The organism is Variovorax sp. V93, from assembly GCF_041154485.1.
GTDB lineage: Bacteria > Pseudomonadota > Gammaproteobacteria > Burkholderiales > Burkholderiaceae_C > Variovorax > Variovorax beijingensis_A.
On the sequence record NZ_AP028669.1, the window covers coordinates 617,994 to 635,784 of the forward strand.

The following is a 17,791-nucleotide window of genomic DNA, read 5'->3' on the forward strand; positions in this document are numbered from 1 at the left end:
GCCGTGGAACTGCCGCCGCCCCTGTTCCTGTTCCTCCAGACCAACAAGCGCTGCAACCTGCGTTGCGAGCACTGCGACTTCTGGAAGCTCGACGACGCCGACCGCGCGCGCTACCTCGGCGCGGCGCGCCGGCGCGAGCTGCTGGCGGAGTTCGCCGGGATGAATCCCCGGGGCAGCGTGGTGATTTGCGGCGGCGAGAGCATGCTCGACCTGGAAGACTACTTCCACATCTCGCGCAGCTGCCGCGAACTGGGCCTGACCTGCCTGTCGGTCATCAACGGCACCCGCGTGCGCGACGAGGCCATGGCCGAGCGCATGATCCGCGAGGGCCCGCATGGCATCTCGGTGTCGCTCAACAGCCATCGGCCGGCCCTGCACGACCGCACGCGCGGCGTGAAGGGCGCCTTCGGCAAGGCGGCCGATGCGCTGCGCCTGCTGCTGGCGGCGCGCTCGCGCGCGCCGGGCAGCGATACGAAGATCAACGTGATGGGCCTCATCTTCGACGAGAACTACCTCGAGCTGGAGGACTTCTACGCCTTCGTGCTGGACGAGCTGGGCGCCGACAAGCTGAAGCTGAACTTCCTGCAGCCCAGCTTCGGCCAGATGGCGCTGGTCGATCCGTTCTTCACAGCCCACCGCGACGTCGATCCGGACCGGCTGGTCGAGGTGATCCGCCGCTGCGACCAGCGCTTCCGCCTGGGACTGAACCCGCTCTGGCTGCATCAGGTCCACATGTACTTCTCCACGCTGCGCGCCTGCCCGGACGCGGCGCGCGGCTGGGGCTCGCACACGCGCACGCCGGAACACATCTGCAACACCTACGAGCGCAACATCATGGTGGACCACTATGGCGTGGCGCGCCTGTGCTTCTCGGGCAGCTTTCCGGGCATGCGGCTGGACAAGCCCGGCGACTTGCGCCTGTTCTGGCGCGAGGCGGAGTTCGTTCGCACAGCGATGCGCGGGTGCAACCAGTTCTGCGGCATCAGCCACAGCGTGCGACGGGAGACCAGCACCTGCGCCTCGCGCCGCCCGGCCGCGCTCTTTCCCGCGGCGCGGCCCACGGCCCGCACCATCCCCGTACTGGCGGACCGCGGAAGCTGAGGTGAACGACGCGCCGCTCAGGGTGGCTGTGGTCACCCCCTATCACCGCGAGCCGCCAGCCGTGCTGCGCCGCTGCATGCAGAGCGTGCGCGCGCAGGGCCATCCGCAGGTGGTGCACTACATGGTGGCGGACGGCCTTCCGCAGCCAGAGCTGCTGGCCGAATGGCCGCAGGTGCGGCATGTCCCGCTGCCGCACGGCAACGCCAACTTCGGCTGCACGCCGCGCGGCATCGGCGCGCTGTGCGCGCTGGCCGACGGCGCCGACATGGTGTGCTTCCTGGACGCGGACAACCTGTTCCTGCCCGGCCACGTCGCCTCGGTGGTGCAGGCCTACGCCGAGGCCCGGGGGCGGGGCCGGCCGGTCGATGCGGTGTTCTCTTCCCGGTACATGTTCCTGCCGGGCCACGAGCACCTGCGCATCGTTCCGCCGGACGAGGCGCCGGGCTCGGATTTCGTGGACACCAACTGCATCAGCCTGGCCCGCTCGGCCGGGTTTCTCTGGGGCGCCTGGTCGCAGCTGCCGCGTTCGCTGACCCCCGTGTGCGACCGGGCGATGTGCTGGCTCATGCAGCACCACGGGCTGCGGGTGCGCTGGACCCGGCAGAGCACCGTGCTGTACGAATCGCACTGGCGGGCCACCTATCTGCAGGCCGGCCTGCCGCCGCCCGAGGGGCTGCACGACGAGCTGCTGAGCTCGGCCGGAGTTGGCCTGACACCGGAGGAACTCTGGGGCCTGCTGCGGGTGCGGTGGACCTTCGATCCGCCGGCCCGGCGGGCATGACGGACCCGGCGCGCCGGCTCATCCCGGGAGGCCGTGGCCGCCCAGTGCGCCCAGCGCGCGCGGCAGGTCGCCGTGCCAGGTCTTCAGGCCCTGGTGCGACAGGCGCGACTGCAGGTCGACGAACACCTGGCCGCCCAGCTGCTGCCAGCGCCGGCAGAAGGCGAAGTCCTCGCTCAGGTAGCGGCCGGTGGCGGGTTCGAACTGGGTGTCGAAGAAGCGCCAGTGCGGCAGGTGCGCATTGGCGTGGTCGCCGGCCTCGGGGGTGTAGCGCAGCTCGGGCATGGCCGCGGCCATGCGTTCGAACACGCCGCGGGCGATCAGCATGAAGCCGGTGGGTGCGTCCAGCACCTCGACGAAGCCGTCGGTGTCGGCCTGCGTCGGCGTGTGGCGCAGGTTCAGCGGATAGCGCGCATGCAGTGCGTCGAAGTCGGCCTGCGTGGCGCCCGCCGGCAGCGGCCGCGCCAGGCCCTGGGCCGGCCAGCCATCGTGCTTGTGCGGGTAGACGCCGGCCACCACCTCGCGGCCGGACAGCAGCAGGCGCAGCGCCGCATCGGGCGCGAAGCCGACGTCGGCGTCGATCCAGAACAGGTGCGTCCACTGCGCATCGGCCATGAACTCGGCCACCAGCCGGTTGCGCGCGCGCGTGAGCAGGCTGTCGCCGTCGAGGAAGCGCGTCTGCATCGCGAAACCATGCGTCCACGCCGCATTGACCAGGCCCAGCAGGCTGCGCACGTAGAGGCTGGTCATGGCGCCGCTGTAGCTGGGCGTGGCGACGAAGGGGCGGATGTCCTTGAGGGCGGCGGTGTCGAGCATGGCGTCGTCGAAGGTGATGGAGGAGGGCGTGCCATTCAGGCCGCGTGCGCATGGCGCCGCGTGGTGAGCAGCGCGCGCAGCTTGGCCGGCGCGACCGGCTTGGTCAGCAGCATCACGCCGCCATGGCGCAGCCGCTGCAGCACCTCGGGCCCGGTGGCGCCCGAGACCAGCACCGCCAGCGCATCGGGCTGCAGGCGCCTGGCGGCGTCGATCACGTCCATGCCGTCGCCGTCGCCGGCCAACTGCAGGTCGCACAGCACCGCGTCGAAATGCACATCGCCCGTGCCCAGCCGCGCGATGGCCTCGGCGCCCGTGGCCACGCATTCGACCTGGCAGCCCCACTGCTCCAGCAGCGCGCGGCTGCCGTCGAGGATGGCGGGGTCGTCGTCCACCACCATGCAGTGCAGGCCGGCCAGCGGCGTCAGCGCGAGCGGCACGGGCTCGGGCGCGGTGGCGTCGGCCGCATGGGCCGCGGGCAAGGTGAGTGCGAAGGTGCTGCCTGCCTGCAGCGCCGAGCGCAGCGTGATGCGGGTGCCCAGCAGCGCCGCGATGCGCGCGCAGATCGCCAGGCCCAGGCCGAAGCCGCGGCGCCGGTCGCGCTCGGTGTTGGCCACCTGGTAGAACTCCTCGAAGATGCGGCCCTGGTGGATGGGCGCGATGCCGATGCCGTTGTCGCGCACCTCGATGCGCACGCTGTCGCCATTCTTTCCGCGGCTGCGGCGCGCGGCCACCAGCACGGTGCCGCCGGCCGGCGCATGGCGCAGCGCATTGGCCACCAGGTTGCCGACGATGCGCTGCAGCAGCGCGGCGTCGCTGCGCACCGCCAGGCCGCGGTCGCTCCAGCGCAGGCGCACATGCGTTTCGACCGCGGTGGCGGCATGCTGCGCATCGAGCTGGTCGAACAGCGCCGCGAGCGGCACCTTGGTGATCGCCGGCGTCAGCACCTGGGCATCGAGCCGCGAGATCTCCAGCAGGTCGTCGAGCAGCACGCCCATGAACTCGGTGCTCTCCTGCAGCCGCAGCATGGCGGGGCGCTGCGCGGGGCTGGCGCCCGGCAGCAGGCCGTCGATGAACAGGCCCATGGCATGCAGCGGCTGGCGCAGGTCGTGGCTGGCTGCGGCCAGGAAGCGGGCGCGCGAGAGCGCCGCCTGCTCGGCCTCGGCCATGCGCTGCAGCGCCACCGCGGTGGCCTCGCGCACGCGCTCCTCGCTGATCTGCCGGTTGCGCTGCAGGCGTTCGGCCAGGCGGTCGATGTCGTGCGCGAGCACCGTGAGCTCGTGCGCGCGGCCCCTGCCGGAATTGCCGGTGGACGCGCGGCTGTCGCCCTCGGCCACATCGCAGCGCGCCTCGAAGTGCCCGGCCTCGAGCGCGGCCACGGTGCGCGAGATGCGCCGCAGCGGCCGTGCCACCGTGCGCGCCATGTGGCGCACCGAGGCCCAGGCTGCGAGCAGCGCCACCAGCGCAATGCCGATGCTCGCGATCAGCGAGCGGCTGCGTTCGCGCGCATAGGCCGTGGTGTCGCGGAAGGTCTGCACCAGGCCGATGGGCGTGTCGCCGGCGGCGGTGGAGCCGGCCGGCGCGAAGGCGCTGGCACGCGAGGCTTCGCGCAGCGTGACCGGCGAGGTGAACATGCGCAGCTGCGCGAGCGACGAGGCCTTGGGGCCGGCCGTCACGTAGACGCCGGCGCTGTTGCTGATTTCCACGCGCATCACCTGGCCGCCGCGCAGCGCGGCATTGGCCACGTTCTGCAGCGCGGGCAGGTCGCCGGCATAAAGGCTCAGGTCGGACATGGCCGCCACCTGGCGCGCCACCGCCTGGCCCTCGGCGTCGAAGGCGGCCTCGAGCGTCTGCAGCCGGCTGTGGGTGAACCAGCCCGTGAGCGCGAGCGCCACCGCGGCGCACGGCACCACGCCGAGCCGGAACAGGTCGCGCTGCAGGTTGCCGCGCACCAGCAGCGTGGGCGTCGGCGCGGTGGGGTGAAGCGGCGCCGATGCATCGGCGCGCCCGCCCGGGGAGGGCAGCGTCTCGCTCATCGGACGACCGTGAGCCGCTCGGTCAGTTCCCGTTCCTCGGGCAGGCGCAGGCCGAGTCCGCGCGCCACGGTGACGTTGACCCGCACGGTCGCGGGCGCAGCCGATTCGACCAGCGGGTTGGTGCTGCCGCCGGCGCCGCTCGCCAGCTTCTGCCCGAGCTGGCGCGCCTGCTGGGCCAGTTGCGCCGGCGTGGAGACGGCGGCGGCCAGGCCGCCCGAGCGCACCAGCCCTTCGCTGGCACCGAACACCGGCAGGCCCGCGCCGGCGCCGGCGCGCAGCACCGAGAGCGTGGCGGCCTGGTTGTCGCCGATCAGGTCGGGCAGCACCAGCAGGGCATCGCTGCGCGGCAGCACCGAGTGCAGCGCGCCGGCCAGCGACCTGTTGTCGGGTGCGTACTCCACCTGGATGTCCCAGGGCGGATTGCCGTTCTGCGCGGCGCGCTGCAGCTCGCGCACCAGCGGTTCGGATTCGAGCGTGGCGACCACGCCGATGCGGTGCTTCTGCGGCAGCACCGCGCCGATCAGCGCCAGCTGGTCCGCCATGGCCGGATCTCGCAGCAGCACGCCCACACGCCGGTCGCCGCGCTTGAGCGCCGGGCTGCTGGCGCGAAGGCTCTCGTAGTCGAGCCGGCTCAGCATCGCGAGCACCAGCGGCTGCTGGCCCGGGCGCTCCAGCGCGGCGCGTGCGGCGGGCGCGCCCACCGCGAGGGTGAGCGCGGCGTTCGCGGGCGCGGTGCGCAGGCTGCGCGTGCGCACGCCGGCATTGGCGCCGCGTTCGGACTCGGGTTCGGCGCGGGCCGTTTCCACCGGCTGCGCGGCTTCGGCGCCGCCCGGGGCCAGCCGCACCAGTTCGAAGCGGCTGCCGGGCTCCTGGCTCGCGCGCAGGTGCTGCACGAACTCGGCATGCGCAGGGAGCTCGTCGCCCACCAGCACCGTGAGCTCGGCCGCCGCGGCACTGGCCGCGGGCTGCGCCATGCACACCAGGGCCAGCACGGCGCAGGCGCCTTGGCGTCGCCGTTTCCGGAGGAGCGAGATGAGAGGGTTCACGGCAACAAACTTGGGCTGCGGCTGCAGCAGGTGCAGCACCCAATGTACGGAAGCCGCCTGCTTCGCGCGATAAGGCAGAGGGCTTATGTCGGTGCCCGCAGCCCCGCGCCGCTGTGATGAAGATCACAGCGCGGCAGCCGCTTGGCCTATGTCCGACGCACTACCCTCGTCAGGCGTCGGCGTTCGACAGCACCGCCGCGCGCTGCGTCTGGATCGCCTGGCGCAGCACGCGCGGCGACACCGGTTTGTAGAGCACTGCGATGCCGGCGCTCGCCACTTCGCGCAGGCGGTCCGGCTTGGTCTCGCCCGTGACCAGCAGCCGTGCCGTGCCCGGCCCGATGCCGCGCGGGTGGCGCTCGAGCGCGGCGATCACGTCCAGGCCGTTGTCGCCGCCCTGCAGCAGCAGGTCGCTCACCACCACGTCCGGCGGCTGCTCCCAGGCGTCGGCCAGCGCCAGCGCTTCGGCGCGCGTCTGCGCGGCCAGCACTTCGGCGCCCCAGTTGGCGAGCACCACCGTCAGGCCCTCGAGGATGGTGCGCTCGTCGTCGATCACCAGGATGCGCAGGTTCTCCAGGCTCGCTTCTTCTTCGGCGGCGCCGGGGGCGGGCGCGGCGGCCGGTTGCGGCAGCGCGGCCGGCGCCGAGCGCACGAGCACGCGCACGCAGGTGCCCTTGTGCGGCCTGGACGTGAGGTCGACGCGCGTGTTGAGCAGCTCCGCCAGGCGCTGCACCGTGGCCAGCCCGAGGCCCATGCCGCGTGCGCCGCGCGGTGCCTGGCGGCCCGCGGTCTCCACCTGGTAGAACTCCTCGAACACGCGCGCCTGGTGCTGCGGCGCGATGCCCACGCCCGTGTCGACCACGTCGATGCGAACCCCCTTGCCGCGCCGCCGCGCACCGATCAGCACGCCGCCCTCGAGGGTGTGGCGCAGCGAGTTCGACACCAGGTTGTTGAGGATGCGCGAGAGCATCACGTAGTCGCAGCGCACCCAGAGTTCGGTCTTGCGCGCCACCAGGCGCAGCCCCTGCTGCTCGGCCACCGGCCGGAAGTTGCGGCTGATCTCGTCGAACAGCCGATCCAGCGGAAAGTCGGCCCACTGCGGCTGCAGCACGCCGGCGTCGAGTTGCGAGAGATTGAGCAGCTCGGAGAACAACCGGTCGAGCGAGTCGACACACTCGCGGATGTGGCCGATGCGCTGCAGGCGCGCCGGATCGGTCTCGCCGTTGGCCAGCCCGTCCGAAAAGAGCGTGAGCGCATGCAGCGGCTGGCGCAGGTCGTGGCTGGCCGCGGCCAGCAGGCGCGTCTTGGCCTGGCTTGCCACTTCGAGCTGCTGGTTCTTGCGCGCGAGCTCGGCGGTGGCCTCGCTGATGCGGCTTTGCAGCAGGCGATGGCTCTCGGCCAGGGCGCGCGCCGCCTGGTTGAAGCCGTGCTGCAGGTGCCGGATCTCGGAGGTGCCTTCGATGGCCACGCTCGCGTCCTCGCCCGCGCCCAGCCGGTCCACGGCCTTGCCGAGCGCGCGGATCGGCTCGCTGATGCGCCGCGCCGCCCACCAGCCGGCGAGCCCCACGCCCACCAGGCTGATCGCCAGCACCAGCACCACGTTGAGCCAGACCGAGCGGCGCGCGTCCTGCACCGCGTCCAGGCTCATTTCCACCATCACCTTGCCGTTGTGCCTGCCTTCGTCGCTGACGATGGGCACCACCACCTGCAGGCCCTCGCCGCGCGCGCGGTCGACGGTCTCGGAGTTGGCGACGATCTCGCCGTCCTCCGACCAGATCTGCACCTGCTGCACGTGTGGCTGGTAGGTACCCGACTGGGCGGTGCGCTGCAGCATGCGGCGGTCCATGCGCAGCAGCGGCGTCTGCGCCGCGGTGGCCACCTGCATGGCCACCGTCTGCGCGTTGGCGCGCATCAGCTCGGTCAGGTTGCCCAGGTGCTGGCGCGTCAGCACGGCAATGGCCGCCAGCGTGGCCGCGGTGGCCGGCACCAGGGCGAGCAGGATCAGCTGCTGGGCGAAGGTGAGGCGCGCAAGCCCCCGGAGGACGTGGAAGTTCCAGTTCATGGGGGAATTGGGCGCATGAAGGTCGAGCTTAGAGGGACGGCCGTACGAGCGAAAGGTGGGAAAAACATCACGAAAATCACTTGTATTTGGTATCTAATTGCGACGCGTTGCCCATGTTAGACCCGCTGGTCCGCAGCGGCCCCATGTCTTCGTGTTCCAAAAATGCTGGCCTCCCCATGCCGCGTCCGGAAGGCTTCCGGCGCTTCCGATGCCTCCCGCCGTCCGAAGTCCGGGCGCGCCGCCGCCATGGTACGCATGGTGTGCCGCGGTGCTGCAACCGCCGCGCTGGCGCTGCTTGCCGGCCTGCCGCTGGCGGCCTCTGCCCAGCCCGCGCCGCAGCCCGATGCGCCGGTTCGCTTTGGCATCCTGCCGCTGGGCGGTGCCTTCGAGTCGCGCAGCGACTGGGATCCGCTGCTGGCCGAACTCAGCCGCGCCATCGCCAGGCCCGTGAGCGTGCTGTCGGTCAACTCGTATGACGCGCTCGACCAGGCCATCCGGCGCGATGAGGTCGACATGGCGTTCCTCTCCGGCAAGATGGCGCTCGACGCCGTCACCCAGCGCCGCATGAAGGTGGTGGCCCAGGTGGTGCGGCACGACGGGCTGCCCGGCTACCGGGCCCTGCTGCTGGCGCGCAAGGCGCCGCCCTTCAACAGCATGAAGAGCCTGCTCGCGGAACCCGAGCGCTGGCGCCTTGCGCGCGGCGAGCGGCAGTCGGTGTCGGGCTTCATCGTGCCGCAGCTGCAGCTGTTCCTGCCCAACCACATCGCAATGGAAACGCGCTTCCTGAGCGAGATCGTCGGCACCCACCAGACCACCGCGCTGGCCGTGGCCAACAACGAAGCCGACGTGGCCACCAACAACACCGCCGATTTCGAGCGCTTCAAGCAGCGCTTTCCGGCCGAGGCCGAGCGGCTGCAGGTGCTGTGGGAGTCGGAGCTCATTCCGCATGCGCAGATCGTGGTGCGGCGCGAATATCCGCCCGAGCTGCGCAGCCGCGTGCAGGCCTTCCTGGTCGGCTACGGCCGCGCGAAGGGGCCCAAGGGCGACGCCGAGCGCGTGGTGCTCAAGTCGCTGCACGACCTGGCCGGCTTCGTGGCTGCGGACAACAGCTCGCTGCAGCCCGCCGCCAAGCTGGCCTACCAGCTGGCCCGGCAGAACGCCATGAGCGCGCAGTGGGTCAACGATGCCGCGCGGCAGGCGCGGCTCTCGCGCATCGAAAGCGGGTACGCGGAACAGACCGCCGTGCTGCGCGACCTGTCTCCCTGACGCGGGCCCCGTCCATGCTGCGTCTCCTGCGTTCGGTTGCCGCGGCGCTCGCGCTCCTGGCCGTTGCCGCCGCCTGCCTGGCACAGGGCCGCGCCGGCACGGCGGACAAGGCAGGTGCCGCGCCGGTCAAGTCGATCCGCTTCGGCGTGCTGCCGCTGGGCGGCGCCGTCGAATCGCGCGCCCTGTGGACGCCGCTTCTGGCCGACCTGAGCCAGGCCATGGGCGTGCCCGTGAGCGCCTACTCGGTGGCGTCGTACGAGGAGCTCGACCGCGCCATCAAGCGCGACGAGATCGACATGGCCTTTCTCTCGGCCAAGATGGCGCTCGATGCCGTGATGCAGCGGCGCATGAAGGTGGTGGCGCAGATCGCGCGCCGGCCCGGCATGCCGACGCACCGCGCCGTGCTGCTGACGCGCAAGACCGGCCTGCCCAGCACGCTGGAGGCCGTGCTCGCCGAGCCCGAGCGCTGGCGGCTGGCGCGCGGCGACAGCCGCTCCGTGACCGGCTTCCTCGTTCCGCAGAGCCAGCTTTTCCTGCCGCGCGGGATTGCGATGGAAACGCGCTTTCGCGGCGAGATCGTCGGCACCCACCAGGCCACCGCGCTCGCCGTGGCCAACGGCGATGCCGACGTGGCCACCAACAACACCACCGACTTCGAGCGCTTCAGGGAGCAGTTCCCGGTGGAGGCCGCGCGGCTGCACATCGTCTGGGAGTCCGAGCCGCCGCCCGGTGCGCAGATGGTGGTGCGGCGCAGCTATCCGCCCGAGTTCCAGGCGCGGCTGCAGGCCTTCCTGGTGGGCTACGGACAGGGCAAGGGCCCGCGCGCGGATACCGAGCGCGAGGTGCTGAAGACCCTGCGCGCGGCCTATGGCTATGCCACCGCCGACGACAGCGCGCTGCTGGCCGAGGCCATGCTCGAATACCAGCTCGGCAAGCAGAGCGCCATGGCCGCCGCCTGGGTCAACGACGCGGCGCGCGAGAAGCGCCTGCAGCGCCTCGAGAAGAACTACCGTGAGCAGGTCGAGGCCTTGCGCGCCGGAGCTGGCACCGCACGATGACCAATTGCGGCCAAGGCGCTGCGCCGGCCGAGCACTGAAGGTGAAGGCCCCTGTCGAAGCGGCAGCGCACATCCGAGTCGATATCATGTGCCGGGCCCGCCAGGGCAACGGGTCATCCAAGGGAGAACATGCCACGTCGACGAACGCGAATTCGGTTGCGCATGACGGGTTGGAAGAGCCCCATGCCGGCAGCATTGCTGCAAAGGCGAGGCGATCCGATGAAAACGCGGTGGTGGCTGCCACTGAATATGCTGGCCTGGACCTTGGCAATGCCCTTGCTCAGTGTCGGCCTGCGCTTCCTGGACCAGCAGCGGATCCTGGCGATGTCGGGGAGCGTCGTGGCGGCCGGAGCGCTTGCGCTGTGGGCCGCCTGGATCTACGCGAGATGCGTTCCGGCAGCGCCCGAACTTTCGCGCCGCATCGGGTACTTCGTGGCGTTCGTCGCCGCGATGCTTGCGCTGGGCGCAGGAACCCTTTGGCTGACCTTCTGGACGATCGTCGCGATCTACGGGCTGTAGCACCCGCCCGGAGGTGCCCGCTCCTTTTGCGGTGCATCTACTCCCTTCGCCGTAGCTCCAAAACCCCGCATCTAGGCCGTTAGGCGGATTTGCCCGCCGCGGCGCGCGCCGGAAACTTCGTGTTTCTTTCAGGCAGCCCTTGCCGTTGACGGAGTGCGGATGAGTTGGCGAACAAAAGTGGTCTGGAGCGAGGGGATGCTGCTGCAGCCCCAGCACCTGCAGCAAAGCGAGCGTCATGCCGACCATGCGAGGCATGTGCTGCTGCGTTCCACCACGCCCTATGCCTGGGGATTCGCGGAGATCGAGATCGATCAGGCCGCGCTCACGCTGGGCAAGCTCGCACTGGTGCGCGCGGTGGGCCTCTTCGGCGACGGCACGGTGTTCGACATGCCGGCGGTCGATCCGCTGCCCGAGCCCATCGACATTCCACCCGCCATGCGCGACGAGGCCGTGGTGCTGGCGCTGCCGCTGCGCCGCGCCGGCGCCCGCGAGGCCGACGCCGAAGACTATGAAGAGCTGGTGCGCCATCGCGTGCTCGAGTCCGAAGTGCCCGACTCCAACACCGCCGGCGAGCGCACCGCGGTGCTGCAGCTGGGCCAGCTCCACACGCGCCTGATGCGCGCCAGCGAAGCCACCGACGCCTGGACCACGCTGGGCGTGGCGCGCGTGCTGGAGCGCCGCGTCGACAACCAGGTGCAGCTCGACCGCGCGATGCTGCCGCCGCTGCTGGACGTGGCGGGCCATGCGGTGATCCGTTCCTGGCTCGACGAGCTGCTGGGCCTCCTGCGCCAGCGCGGCGAGGCGCTGGCCGGCCGCATGACGCAGGGCGGCACCGGCGGCGTGGCCGAGATCGCCGACTTCATGCTGCTGCAGACCGTCAACCGCAACGAGGCGGTCTTTGCGCACCTGGCCCGAAGCGCCATGCTGCACCCGCAGCATTTCTTCGAGCATGCGCTCGGGCTGGCCGGCGACCTCGCGAGCTTTCGCGATTCGCGCCGCGTCACGCGCTTCGGCCCCTACATCCACGACGACCTGGCGCTGAGCTTCCGCCCGCTGATGGACGACCTGCGGCGCAGCCTCTCGATGGTGCTGGAGCAGTCGGCCATCCGCATCGACCTGCACGACCGCAAGCACGGCGTGCGCGTGGCGGTGGTGACCGACGTGGAGCTGCAGCGCAAGGCGACCTTCGTGCTCGCGGTGAATGCCAACATGCCGAGCGAGGCGCTGCGCGCGCGCTTTCCCACGCAGGTCAAGATCGGCCCGGTCGAGCGCATCCGCGACCTCGTCAACCTGGCGCTGCCGGGCGTCACGCTCACGCCGATGCCGGTGGCACCGCGGCAGATTCCCTTCCACACCGGCGCCAACTACTTCGAGCTCGAAACGCGCAACAGCGACCTGTGGCGCCAGCTGGAGCAATCGGGCGGCATCGCGATGCACATCGCGGGCGACTTCCCCGGCCTCGACCTCGCGTTCTGGGCCATCCGTTCCTAGCCGCACCGGGCTGACGAAAACGGAACACCATCATGAGCACACCTCCGGATCCCTTCGCCGCCTTCGAGTCGGAGCGCACGGTCATCAAGCCGAAGCCGCGCACGCCGGCCGGCACGCCGCCGCCTGCCGCCGCCCCGGCGCCTTTCTTCGGCGGCGTTGATCCGACACCCGCCGCCGAGGTCGGCGAGATCGGCCTGCTCAATCCTCTGGTCTCGGCCGCGGGCAAGCTGCTGGTGCTGATCGGCAAGCTGCGCAACCTGGTGCAGCCGCCCAACGTGCCGGCGCTGCGCGCCTCCACCGCCGACGCGGTGAACCAGTTCGATGCCGCCGCGCGCCGCGCCGGCGCCAGCAACGAATCGGTATTGGCCGCGCGCTACGTGCTGTGCACCGCGCTCGACGAGGCCGTGGCCAACACGCCCTGGGGCGTGCAGGCCGGCTGGAACAAGCAGAGCCTGCTGGTGCAGTTCCACAACGAGACCTGGGGCGGCGAGAAGGTGTTCCAGCTGCTTGCCAAGCTCGCGCAGGACGTGCCCACGCACCGCCAGCTGCTGGAGCTGATCTACAGCGTGCTCGCGCTCGGCTTCGAAGGCCGCTACCGCGTGGTCGACAACGGCCGCGCGCAGCTCGATTCGGTGCGCCAGCGCCTGGCCGACCTGATCGCCAAGGACCGTCCGCCGCTCGAAGCCGAGCTGTCGCCGCACTGGCGCGGGCAGGGCGCGGGCACGGTGCGGCTGCGCGAATCGCTGCCGCTGTGGGTGTTCGCGGCCGGCTTCGCGCTGCTGCTCGCGCTGGCCTGGTTCGGCCTGCGGCTCACGCTCAACTACCGCTCCGACACCACCTATGCTGCGGTGTCGAGCCTGCGCGTGCCCAACATTCAGATCGCGCCGCCCGCCGCGCCGGCCAAGTCGCCGCGGCTCGCGCGCTTCCTCGAACCCGAGATCAAGCAGGGCCTGGTCACCGTGACCGACGAGGCCGACCGCAGCGTGGTGCGGCTGCGCGGCGACTCCTTCTTCGGCTCCGGCAGCGCCGAGCCCATGGCCGCATCGCTGCCGGTGCTGCGCCGCATCGGCCAGGCGCTGGCCGAAGTGAAGGGCGAGGTGCTGATCACCGGCCACTCCGACAACCAGCCGATCCGCTCGCTGCGCTATCCCTCCAACTGGCACCTGTCGGCCGCGCGCGCCGATGCGGTGAAGGGCGCGCTCACCACGCTGGTCGATCCGGCGCGCATGCGCTCCGACGGCAAGGCCGACGCCGAGCCCGTGGCCGCCAACGACACGCCGGCCAACCGCGCGCGCAACCGGCGCGTCGACATCGTGCTCCTGTCCGAGCCGGACCGCGTGGCTGCCGCGGCGGGAGTGACGAAATGATCAAGAAAATCTTCGGCTTCCTGTTCAGCCCGCTGCTGCTGACCCTGCTGGCGCTGGTCATCGTTGCGCTGCTGATCTGGTGGATCGGCCCGCTGGTGAAGATCGGCGCGTGGGTGCCGCTCGAAAGCGAGCTCGCACGCGCGCTGCTGATCGGCGCCATCGTGCTCATCGTGGTGCTGCGCGCGATCTACCGCAGGTGGCGCGCGCGCCGTGCGAGCCAGCACCTGACCGACGGCCTCATGAAGGCGCCCACCGTCAAGACCGATGCCCCCGTCAACGGCGAGCAGAAGATCCTCGACACGCGCTTCAGCGAAGCCGTGGCCACGCTCAAGCAGATGCGCCTGCATGCCGCGGGCAAGAAGCCCGGCTGGCGCGACTGGCTCTCCATTTCCGGCGGCAGCTACCTGTACGACCTGCCGTGGTACGTGTTCATCGGCGCCCCGGGCGCGGGCAAGACCACGGCGCTGGTCAACTCGGGCCTGTCGTTCCCGCTGGCCGAGAAGTTCGGCCCCGGCGCGATTCGCGGCGTGGGCGGCACGCGCAACTGCGACTGGTGGTTCACCGACGAGGCCGTGCTCATCGACACCGCCGGCCGCTACACCACACAGGACAGCCATCAGTCGGAAGACAAGAGCGCATGGGAAGGCTTCCTCGGCCTGCTCAAGAAGGCGCGCCCGCGCCGGCCGCTCAACGGCGTGTTCCTGACCGTGAGCGTGGCCGACCTGCTGAGCCAGGGCCCCGAGCAGCGCATGCAGCTGGCCGCCTCCATCCGCGCGCGGCTGCTCGAGCTCGACGCCAAGCTCACCACGCGGCTGCCGGTGTACGTGCTCGTCACCAAGAGCGACCTGCTCTATGGCTTCACCGACTACTTCGACGATCTCGGCAAGGAGCAGCGCGCGCAGGTCTTCGGCTTCACGCTGGCGGCCGACGAGAACGTGCAGGCCGACGAGAAGGGGCTGTCCACCGCCTTCCACCGCGAGTTCGCGCTGCTGCACAACCGCGTCAACGACGGGCTCATCGCACGCATGCAGCGCGAGACCGACGGCACGCGCCGCGCGGCGATCTTCGGCTTTCCGGCGCAGTTCGGCTCCATCGGCTCGATGCTGTCCGACCTGCTCGACCAGGTCTTCACCGGCTCGCGCTTCGCGCAGCCGCCATGGGTGCGCGGCGTGTACTTCACCAGCGGCACGCAGGAAGGCAGCCCGATCGACCGCGTGATGGGCAGCCTTTCGCGCAGCTTCGGCATCGAGCGCGCCATGCTCGCACCGCAGAAGTCGAGCGGCCGCAGCTACTTTCTGACCGCGCTGCTGCGCGAGGTGGTGTTCCCCGAGCAGCGCCTGGCCGGCGCCAACGTGAAGCTCGAGCGCCGGCGCCATGCGCTGCGCATGGCGGGCGTGGCGGCCATGACGCTGGTCACGCTCGCGCTGCTCGCGGGCTGGGGCTACAGCACGCTGCAGAACCTCAACTACCTGAAGTCGGTCGAGGCGCGCGTCGAGCCCGCGCGCCAGACCCTGGCGGCGCTGCCGTCGCGGGTGCAGAACCTGGTCGAGGTGGCGCCCGTGCTGCAGGGCCTGCGCGACATCTGGAAGACGCCCGACAACCGCCAGGGCGACGAGCCGCTGTCGATGACGCTCGGCCTCTACCAGGGCGACAAGCTCGACGCCGCCGCCATGCTCACGCACCAGCGCGCGCTCAACGACGCCTTCCTGCCGCAGATCGCCAAGCGCATCGAGGACCAGCTGCGTACCGCGCAGAAGGACAACCTCGAGTACACCTACGAGGCGCTCAAGAGCTACCTCATGCTCTACCAGCCCGAGCACTTCGATGCCGAGGCGCTCAAGGCCTGGATCACGCTCGACTGGGCGCGCAGCCTGGACCGCGGCATTCCCGAGGACCAGCGCCAGGCGCTCGAGGACCAGCTCGACGTGCTCATCGCGCAGGGCCCGCCGCGCTCGCCGCTCAAGATGGACGAGAACCTGGTGCGCAGCGTGCGCGCCGTGCTCGCGAGCTACCCGCTGGAGCAGCGCGTGTTCAGCCGCCTGAAGCGCCAGCGCGCCACCAAGGACATTCCGGCCTTCAGCATCGCCACCGCCGCCGGTCCCTCGGCGCCGCTGGTGTTCGAGCGCATCAGCGGCAAGCCGCTGACCGAAGGCGTGCCGGGCATGTTCACCTACGACGGCTACCACAAGCGCTTCCAGAACGAGGTCACGGTGCTCACCGGCCTGCTCGCGCAGGAAGACCCGTGGGTGCTCGGGCAGGATCGCAGCGCCACCGACCGCATGCGCGACGTGGCGGCGCTCGGCGCGCTGACCGACCGCGTGCGCCGGCTCTACCTCGCGGAATACGTCAAGGTCTGGGAGGCCCTGCTGGCCGACGTGCGGCTGATCCGCGCCAGCGGGCTCGAGAAGAACATCGAGGCCGCGCGCATTCTCTCGGGCGTGGGTTCGCCGCTGGCGAACTTCCTGCGCGCGGTGGTGAAGGAAACCACGCTCATTCCCGCCGACCAGCCCAAGGACGTGGTGAGCAAGGCCACCGCCACGGTCGCCAACACCCGCAAGGGCCTGGAAGACCTGTTCGGCGGCGATCCCAACAAGCCCGTGGCCAGCGGCAAGCGCATCGAGAGCATCGTGGACGACCGCTTCGAGCCGCTGCGCCGCCTCGTCACCGCCGCCGGGCCGAACCAGCCCGCGCCCATCGACGACGCGCTCAAGCTCTTCAACGAGGTGTACGTGTACCTCAACGCCGTCGACACGGCCGTGAAGGGCCGCACCTCGCCGCCCCCCGGCGACGTGGCCGGCAAGCTCAAGTCCGACGCGGGCCGGCTGCCCGAGCCGGTGCGCACGATGGTCGAGAACCTGAGCCAGTCGGGCGCGGCGCAGGCCCAGGTGGCCGAGCGCGGCAACCTGAGCCAGGATCTGAAGCCCGTGACCGATTTCTGCAACCGCGCCATCGCGGGCCGCTATCCCTTCGTGGGCAGCAGCAAGCGCGACGTGCTGCCCGAGGACTTCGGCCAGATGTTCGGCGCCGGCGGCCTGATGGACGACTTCTTCCAGAAGCGGCTGGCCGCGCTGGTCGACACCAGCACCAAGCCCTGGCGCTACAAGCCCGTGGCCGAACGCGGCGCCGTCACCACGCAGGCGCTGGCGCAGTTCGAGCGCGCCGCGCGCATCAAGGACATCTTCTTCCGCGGCGGCGGCCGCGGGCCGTCGATGCGGCTCGACTTCAAGCCGGTGGAGATGGATGCGGGCATCACGCAATTCATCCTCGACGTGGACGGCCAGCTCGTGAAATACGCGCACGGCCCGGTGGTGCCCATGGCCGTGCAGTGGCCCGGGCCCAAGGGCAGCAACCAGGTGCGCATACAGGTGAGCCCGCCTTCGGCCACCGGCAGTTCGGGCGCCGCGGTCGACGGGCCGTGGGCGCTGTTCCGCGCGCTCGACGACGGCCAGCTCGAAGCCGGCGATGCGCCCGAGAAGTTCTTCATCACCTTCCAGATCGGCGCCCGCAAGACGCGCTTCGAGGTCACGACGAACAGCGTGCAGCATCCGATCCGTTTGAAGGAGCTGCGCGAGTTCTCCTGTCCGGAGGGGCTGTGAGCGTAGCCACTGCGTTGCCCGGATGGTTTGGCAAGCTGCCGGGCATGGGCGACTTCGCGCACCGGCGCCTGCCCGAGTCGTTCCGCTCGGTGTGGGACCCGTGGCTGCAGCGCGGGTTGGCGCGGCTGCGCGATCGGCATGCCGACTGGACGTCGCATTACCTCGAGGCGCCGGTCTGGTGCTTTGCACTGGGGCCGCAGGTGGTGGGGGATGGCGGGTGGATCGGCGTGCTGATGCCGTCGGTCGATGGGGTGGGGCGGTACTTTCCGTTCACGCTGGCGGTGGAGCTCGATGCTTCCGCGGGCGGGGCGCTGCAGGGCGAGGCGCTGCAGCAGGCGCTGCGGTGGTGGGCGCAGGGGACGCGGGCTGCGCTCGAAGGGCTCGAGGGGGATCTGGATGCGCTGCGGTTTGATGCGGTGCTGCAGAGGTTGTTTGCTGCGGATGGCCTCTCACCGTGCGAGGGGACTGTGGAGTCGCTTGCCTTGCCGGGGGTGGGGGAGTCTCTATGGCTTGGCGATCCGGGCGCTGGCGACGGGGCTCGGATGCTCGTTGCCGGATTGCCTTTGGATGCTCGGTTTGAAGCTTTGTTTTTGGGAGGTGGGGAATGAATTTCCTGCTTCCTTTTGTTGTCGGGGGCCGGGTCTCGCCTCGGCGGGCGACTC

13 protein-coding genes are annotated in these 17,791 nt (G+C 70.9%); 9 read left to right on the top strand and 4 right to left on the bottom strand.

Annotated elements, in window-relative coordinates; genetic code table 11:
• The first annotated feature begins 3 nt into the window (after positions 1 to 3).
• Both ACAM54_RS02775 and ACAM54_RS02780 read left to right on the top strand, forming a co-directional pair.
• Complete coding sequence (locus tag ACAM54_RS02775) at positions 4 to 1,101, top strand: radical SAM protein (RefSeq protein WP_369649764.1); 1,098 nt, start codon at positions 4 to 6, stop codon at positions 1,099 to 1,101.
• Position 1,102: 1 nt separating this feature from the next.
• Complete coding sequence (locus tag ACAM54_RS02780) at positions 1,103 to 1,882, top strand: glycosyltransferase (protein ID WP_369649765.1); 780 nt, start codon at positions 1,103 to 1,105, stop codon at positions 1,880 to 1,882.
• A gap of 18 nt (positions 1,883 to 1,900) precedes the next feature.
• Here ACAM54_RS02780 and ACAM54_RS02785 read toward each other — a convergent pair whose 3' ends face one another.
• The 4 genes from ACAM54_RS02785 to ACAM54_RS02800 form a co-directional block, all read right to left on the bottom strand.
• On the bottom strand, positions 1,901 to 2,695 hold the full coding sequence (locus ACAM54_RS02785) for a hypothetical protein (RefSeq protein WP_369649766.1): 795 nt from the start codon (positions 2,693 to 2,695) through the stop codon (positions 1,901 to 1,903).
• 35 nt (positions 2,696 to 2,730) lie between these two features.
• A complete protein-coding gene (locus ACAM54_RS02790) occupies positions 2,731 to 4,728 on the bottom strand; it encodes a hybrid sensor histidine kinase/response regulator (RefSeq protein WP_369649767.1) in 1,998 nt (665 codons plus the stop codon).
• Positions 4,725 to 5,720, bottom strand: coding sequence for an ABC transporter substrate binding protein (locus ACAM54_RS02795; RefSeq protein WP_261380268.1), 996 nt, complete (start codon positions 5,718 to 5,720; stop codon positions 4,725 to 4,727). The genes ACAM54_RS02790 and ACAM54_RS02795 overlap by 4 nt, the downstream gene beginning before the upstream one ends.
• Before the next feature lie 223 nt (positions 5,721 to 5,943).
• Positions 5,944 to 7,833: an ATP-binding protein gene (locus tag ACAM54_RS02800; protein ID WP_369649768.1), complete on the bottom strand. Its 1,890-nt coding sequence runs from the start codon at positions 7,831 to 7,833 to the stop codon at positions 5,944 to 5,946.
• A 255-nt stretch (positions 7,834 to 8,088) separates the two neighbouring features.
• Here ACAM54_RS02800 and phnD point away from each other — a divergent pair, with 255 nt between their 5' ends.
• The 7 genes from phnD to tagF all read left to right on the top strand — a co-directional run bounded on the left by phnD (position 8,089) and on the right by tagF (position 17,737).
• On the top strand, positions 8,089 to 9,099 hold the full coding sequence (gene phnD / locus ACAM54_RS02805) for a phosphate/phosphite/phosphonate ABC transporter substrate-binding protein (RefSeq protein WP_369650938.1): 1,011 nt from the start codon (positions 8,089 to 8,091) through the stop codon (positions 9,097 to 9,099).
• Positions 9,100 to 9,113: 14 nt separating this feature from the next.
• On the top strand, positions 9,114 to 10,157 hold the full coding sequence (locus tag ACAM54_RS02810; protein ID WP_145742469.1) for a phosphate/phosphite/phosphonate ABC transporter substrate-binding protein: 1,044 nt from the start codon (positions 9,114 to 9,116) through the stop codon (positions 10,155 to 10,157).
• 182 nt (positions 10,158 to 10,339) lie between these two features.
• Positions 10,340 to 10,675: a hypothetical protein gene (locus ACAM54_RS02815; RefSeq protein ID WP_369649769.1), complete on the top strand. Its 336-nt coding sequence runs from the start codon at positions 10,340 to 10,342 to the stop codon at positions 10,673 to 10,675.
• Positions 10,676 to 10,834: 159 nt separating this feature from the next.
• The gene (tssK, locus tag ACAM54_RS02820) at positions 10,835 to 12,166 is read left to right on the top strand and encodes a type VI secretion system baseplate subunit TssK (RefSeq protein ID WP_145742466.1); all 1,332 of its coding nucleotides are present in this window, start codon (positions 10,835 to 10,837) and stop codon (positions 12,164 to 12,166) included.
• A gap of 32 nt (positions 12,167 to 12,198) precedes the next feature.
• Complete coding sequence (locus ACAM54_RS02825) at positions 12,199 to 13,533, top strand: DotU family type VI secretion system protein (RefSeq protein WP_145742464.1); 1,335 nt, start codon at positions 12,199 to 12,201, stop codon at positions 13,531 to 13,533.
• Complete coding sequence (gene tssM / locus ACAM54_RS02830; protein ID WP_369649770.1) at positions 13,530 to 17,129, top strand: type VI secretion system membrane subunit TssM; 3,600 nt, start codon at positions 13,530 to 13,532, stop codon at positions 17,127 to 17,129. The genes ACAM54_RS02825 and tssM overlap by 4 nt, the downstream gene beginning before the upstream one ends.
• Positions 17,126 to 17,737 (top strand): type VI secretion system-associated protein TagF, encoded by a 612-nt coding sequence (gene tagF, locus ACAM54_RS02835; RefSeq protein ID WP_369649771.1) that lies wholly within the window; start codon positions 17,126 to 17,128, stop codon positions 17,735 to 17,737. Before tssM ends, tagF begins: the two co-directional genes overlap by 4 nt.
• Positions 17,738 to 17,791: the final 54 nt, after the last annotated feature.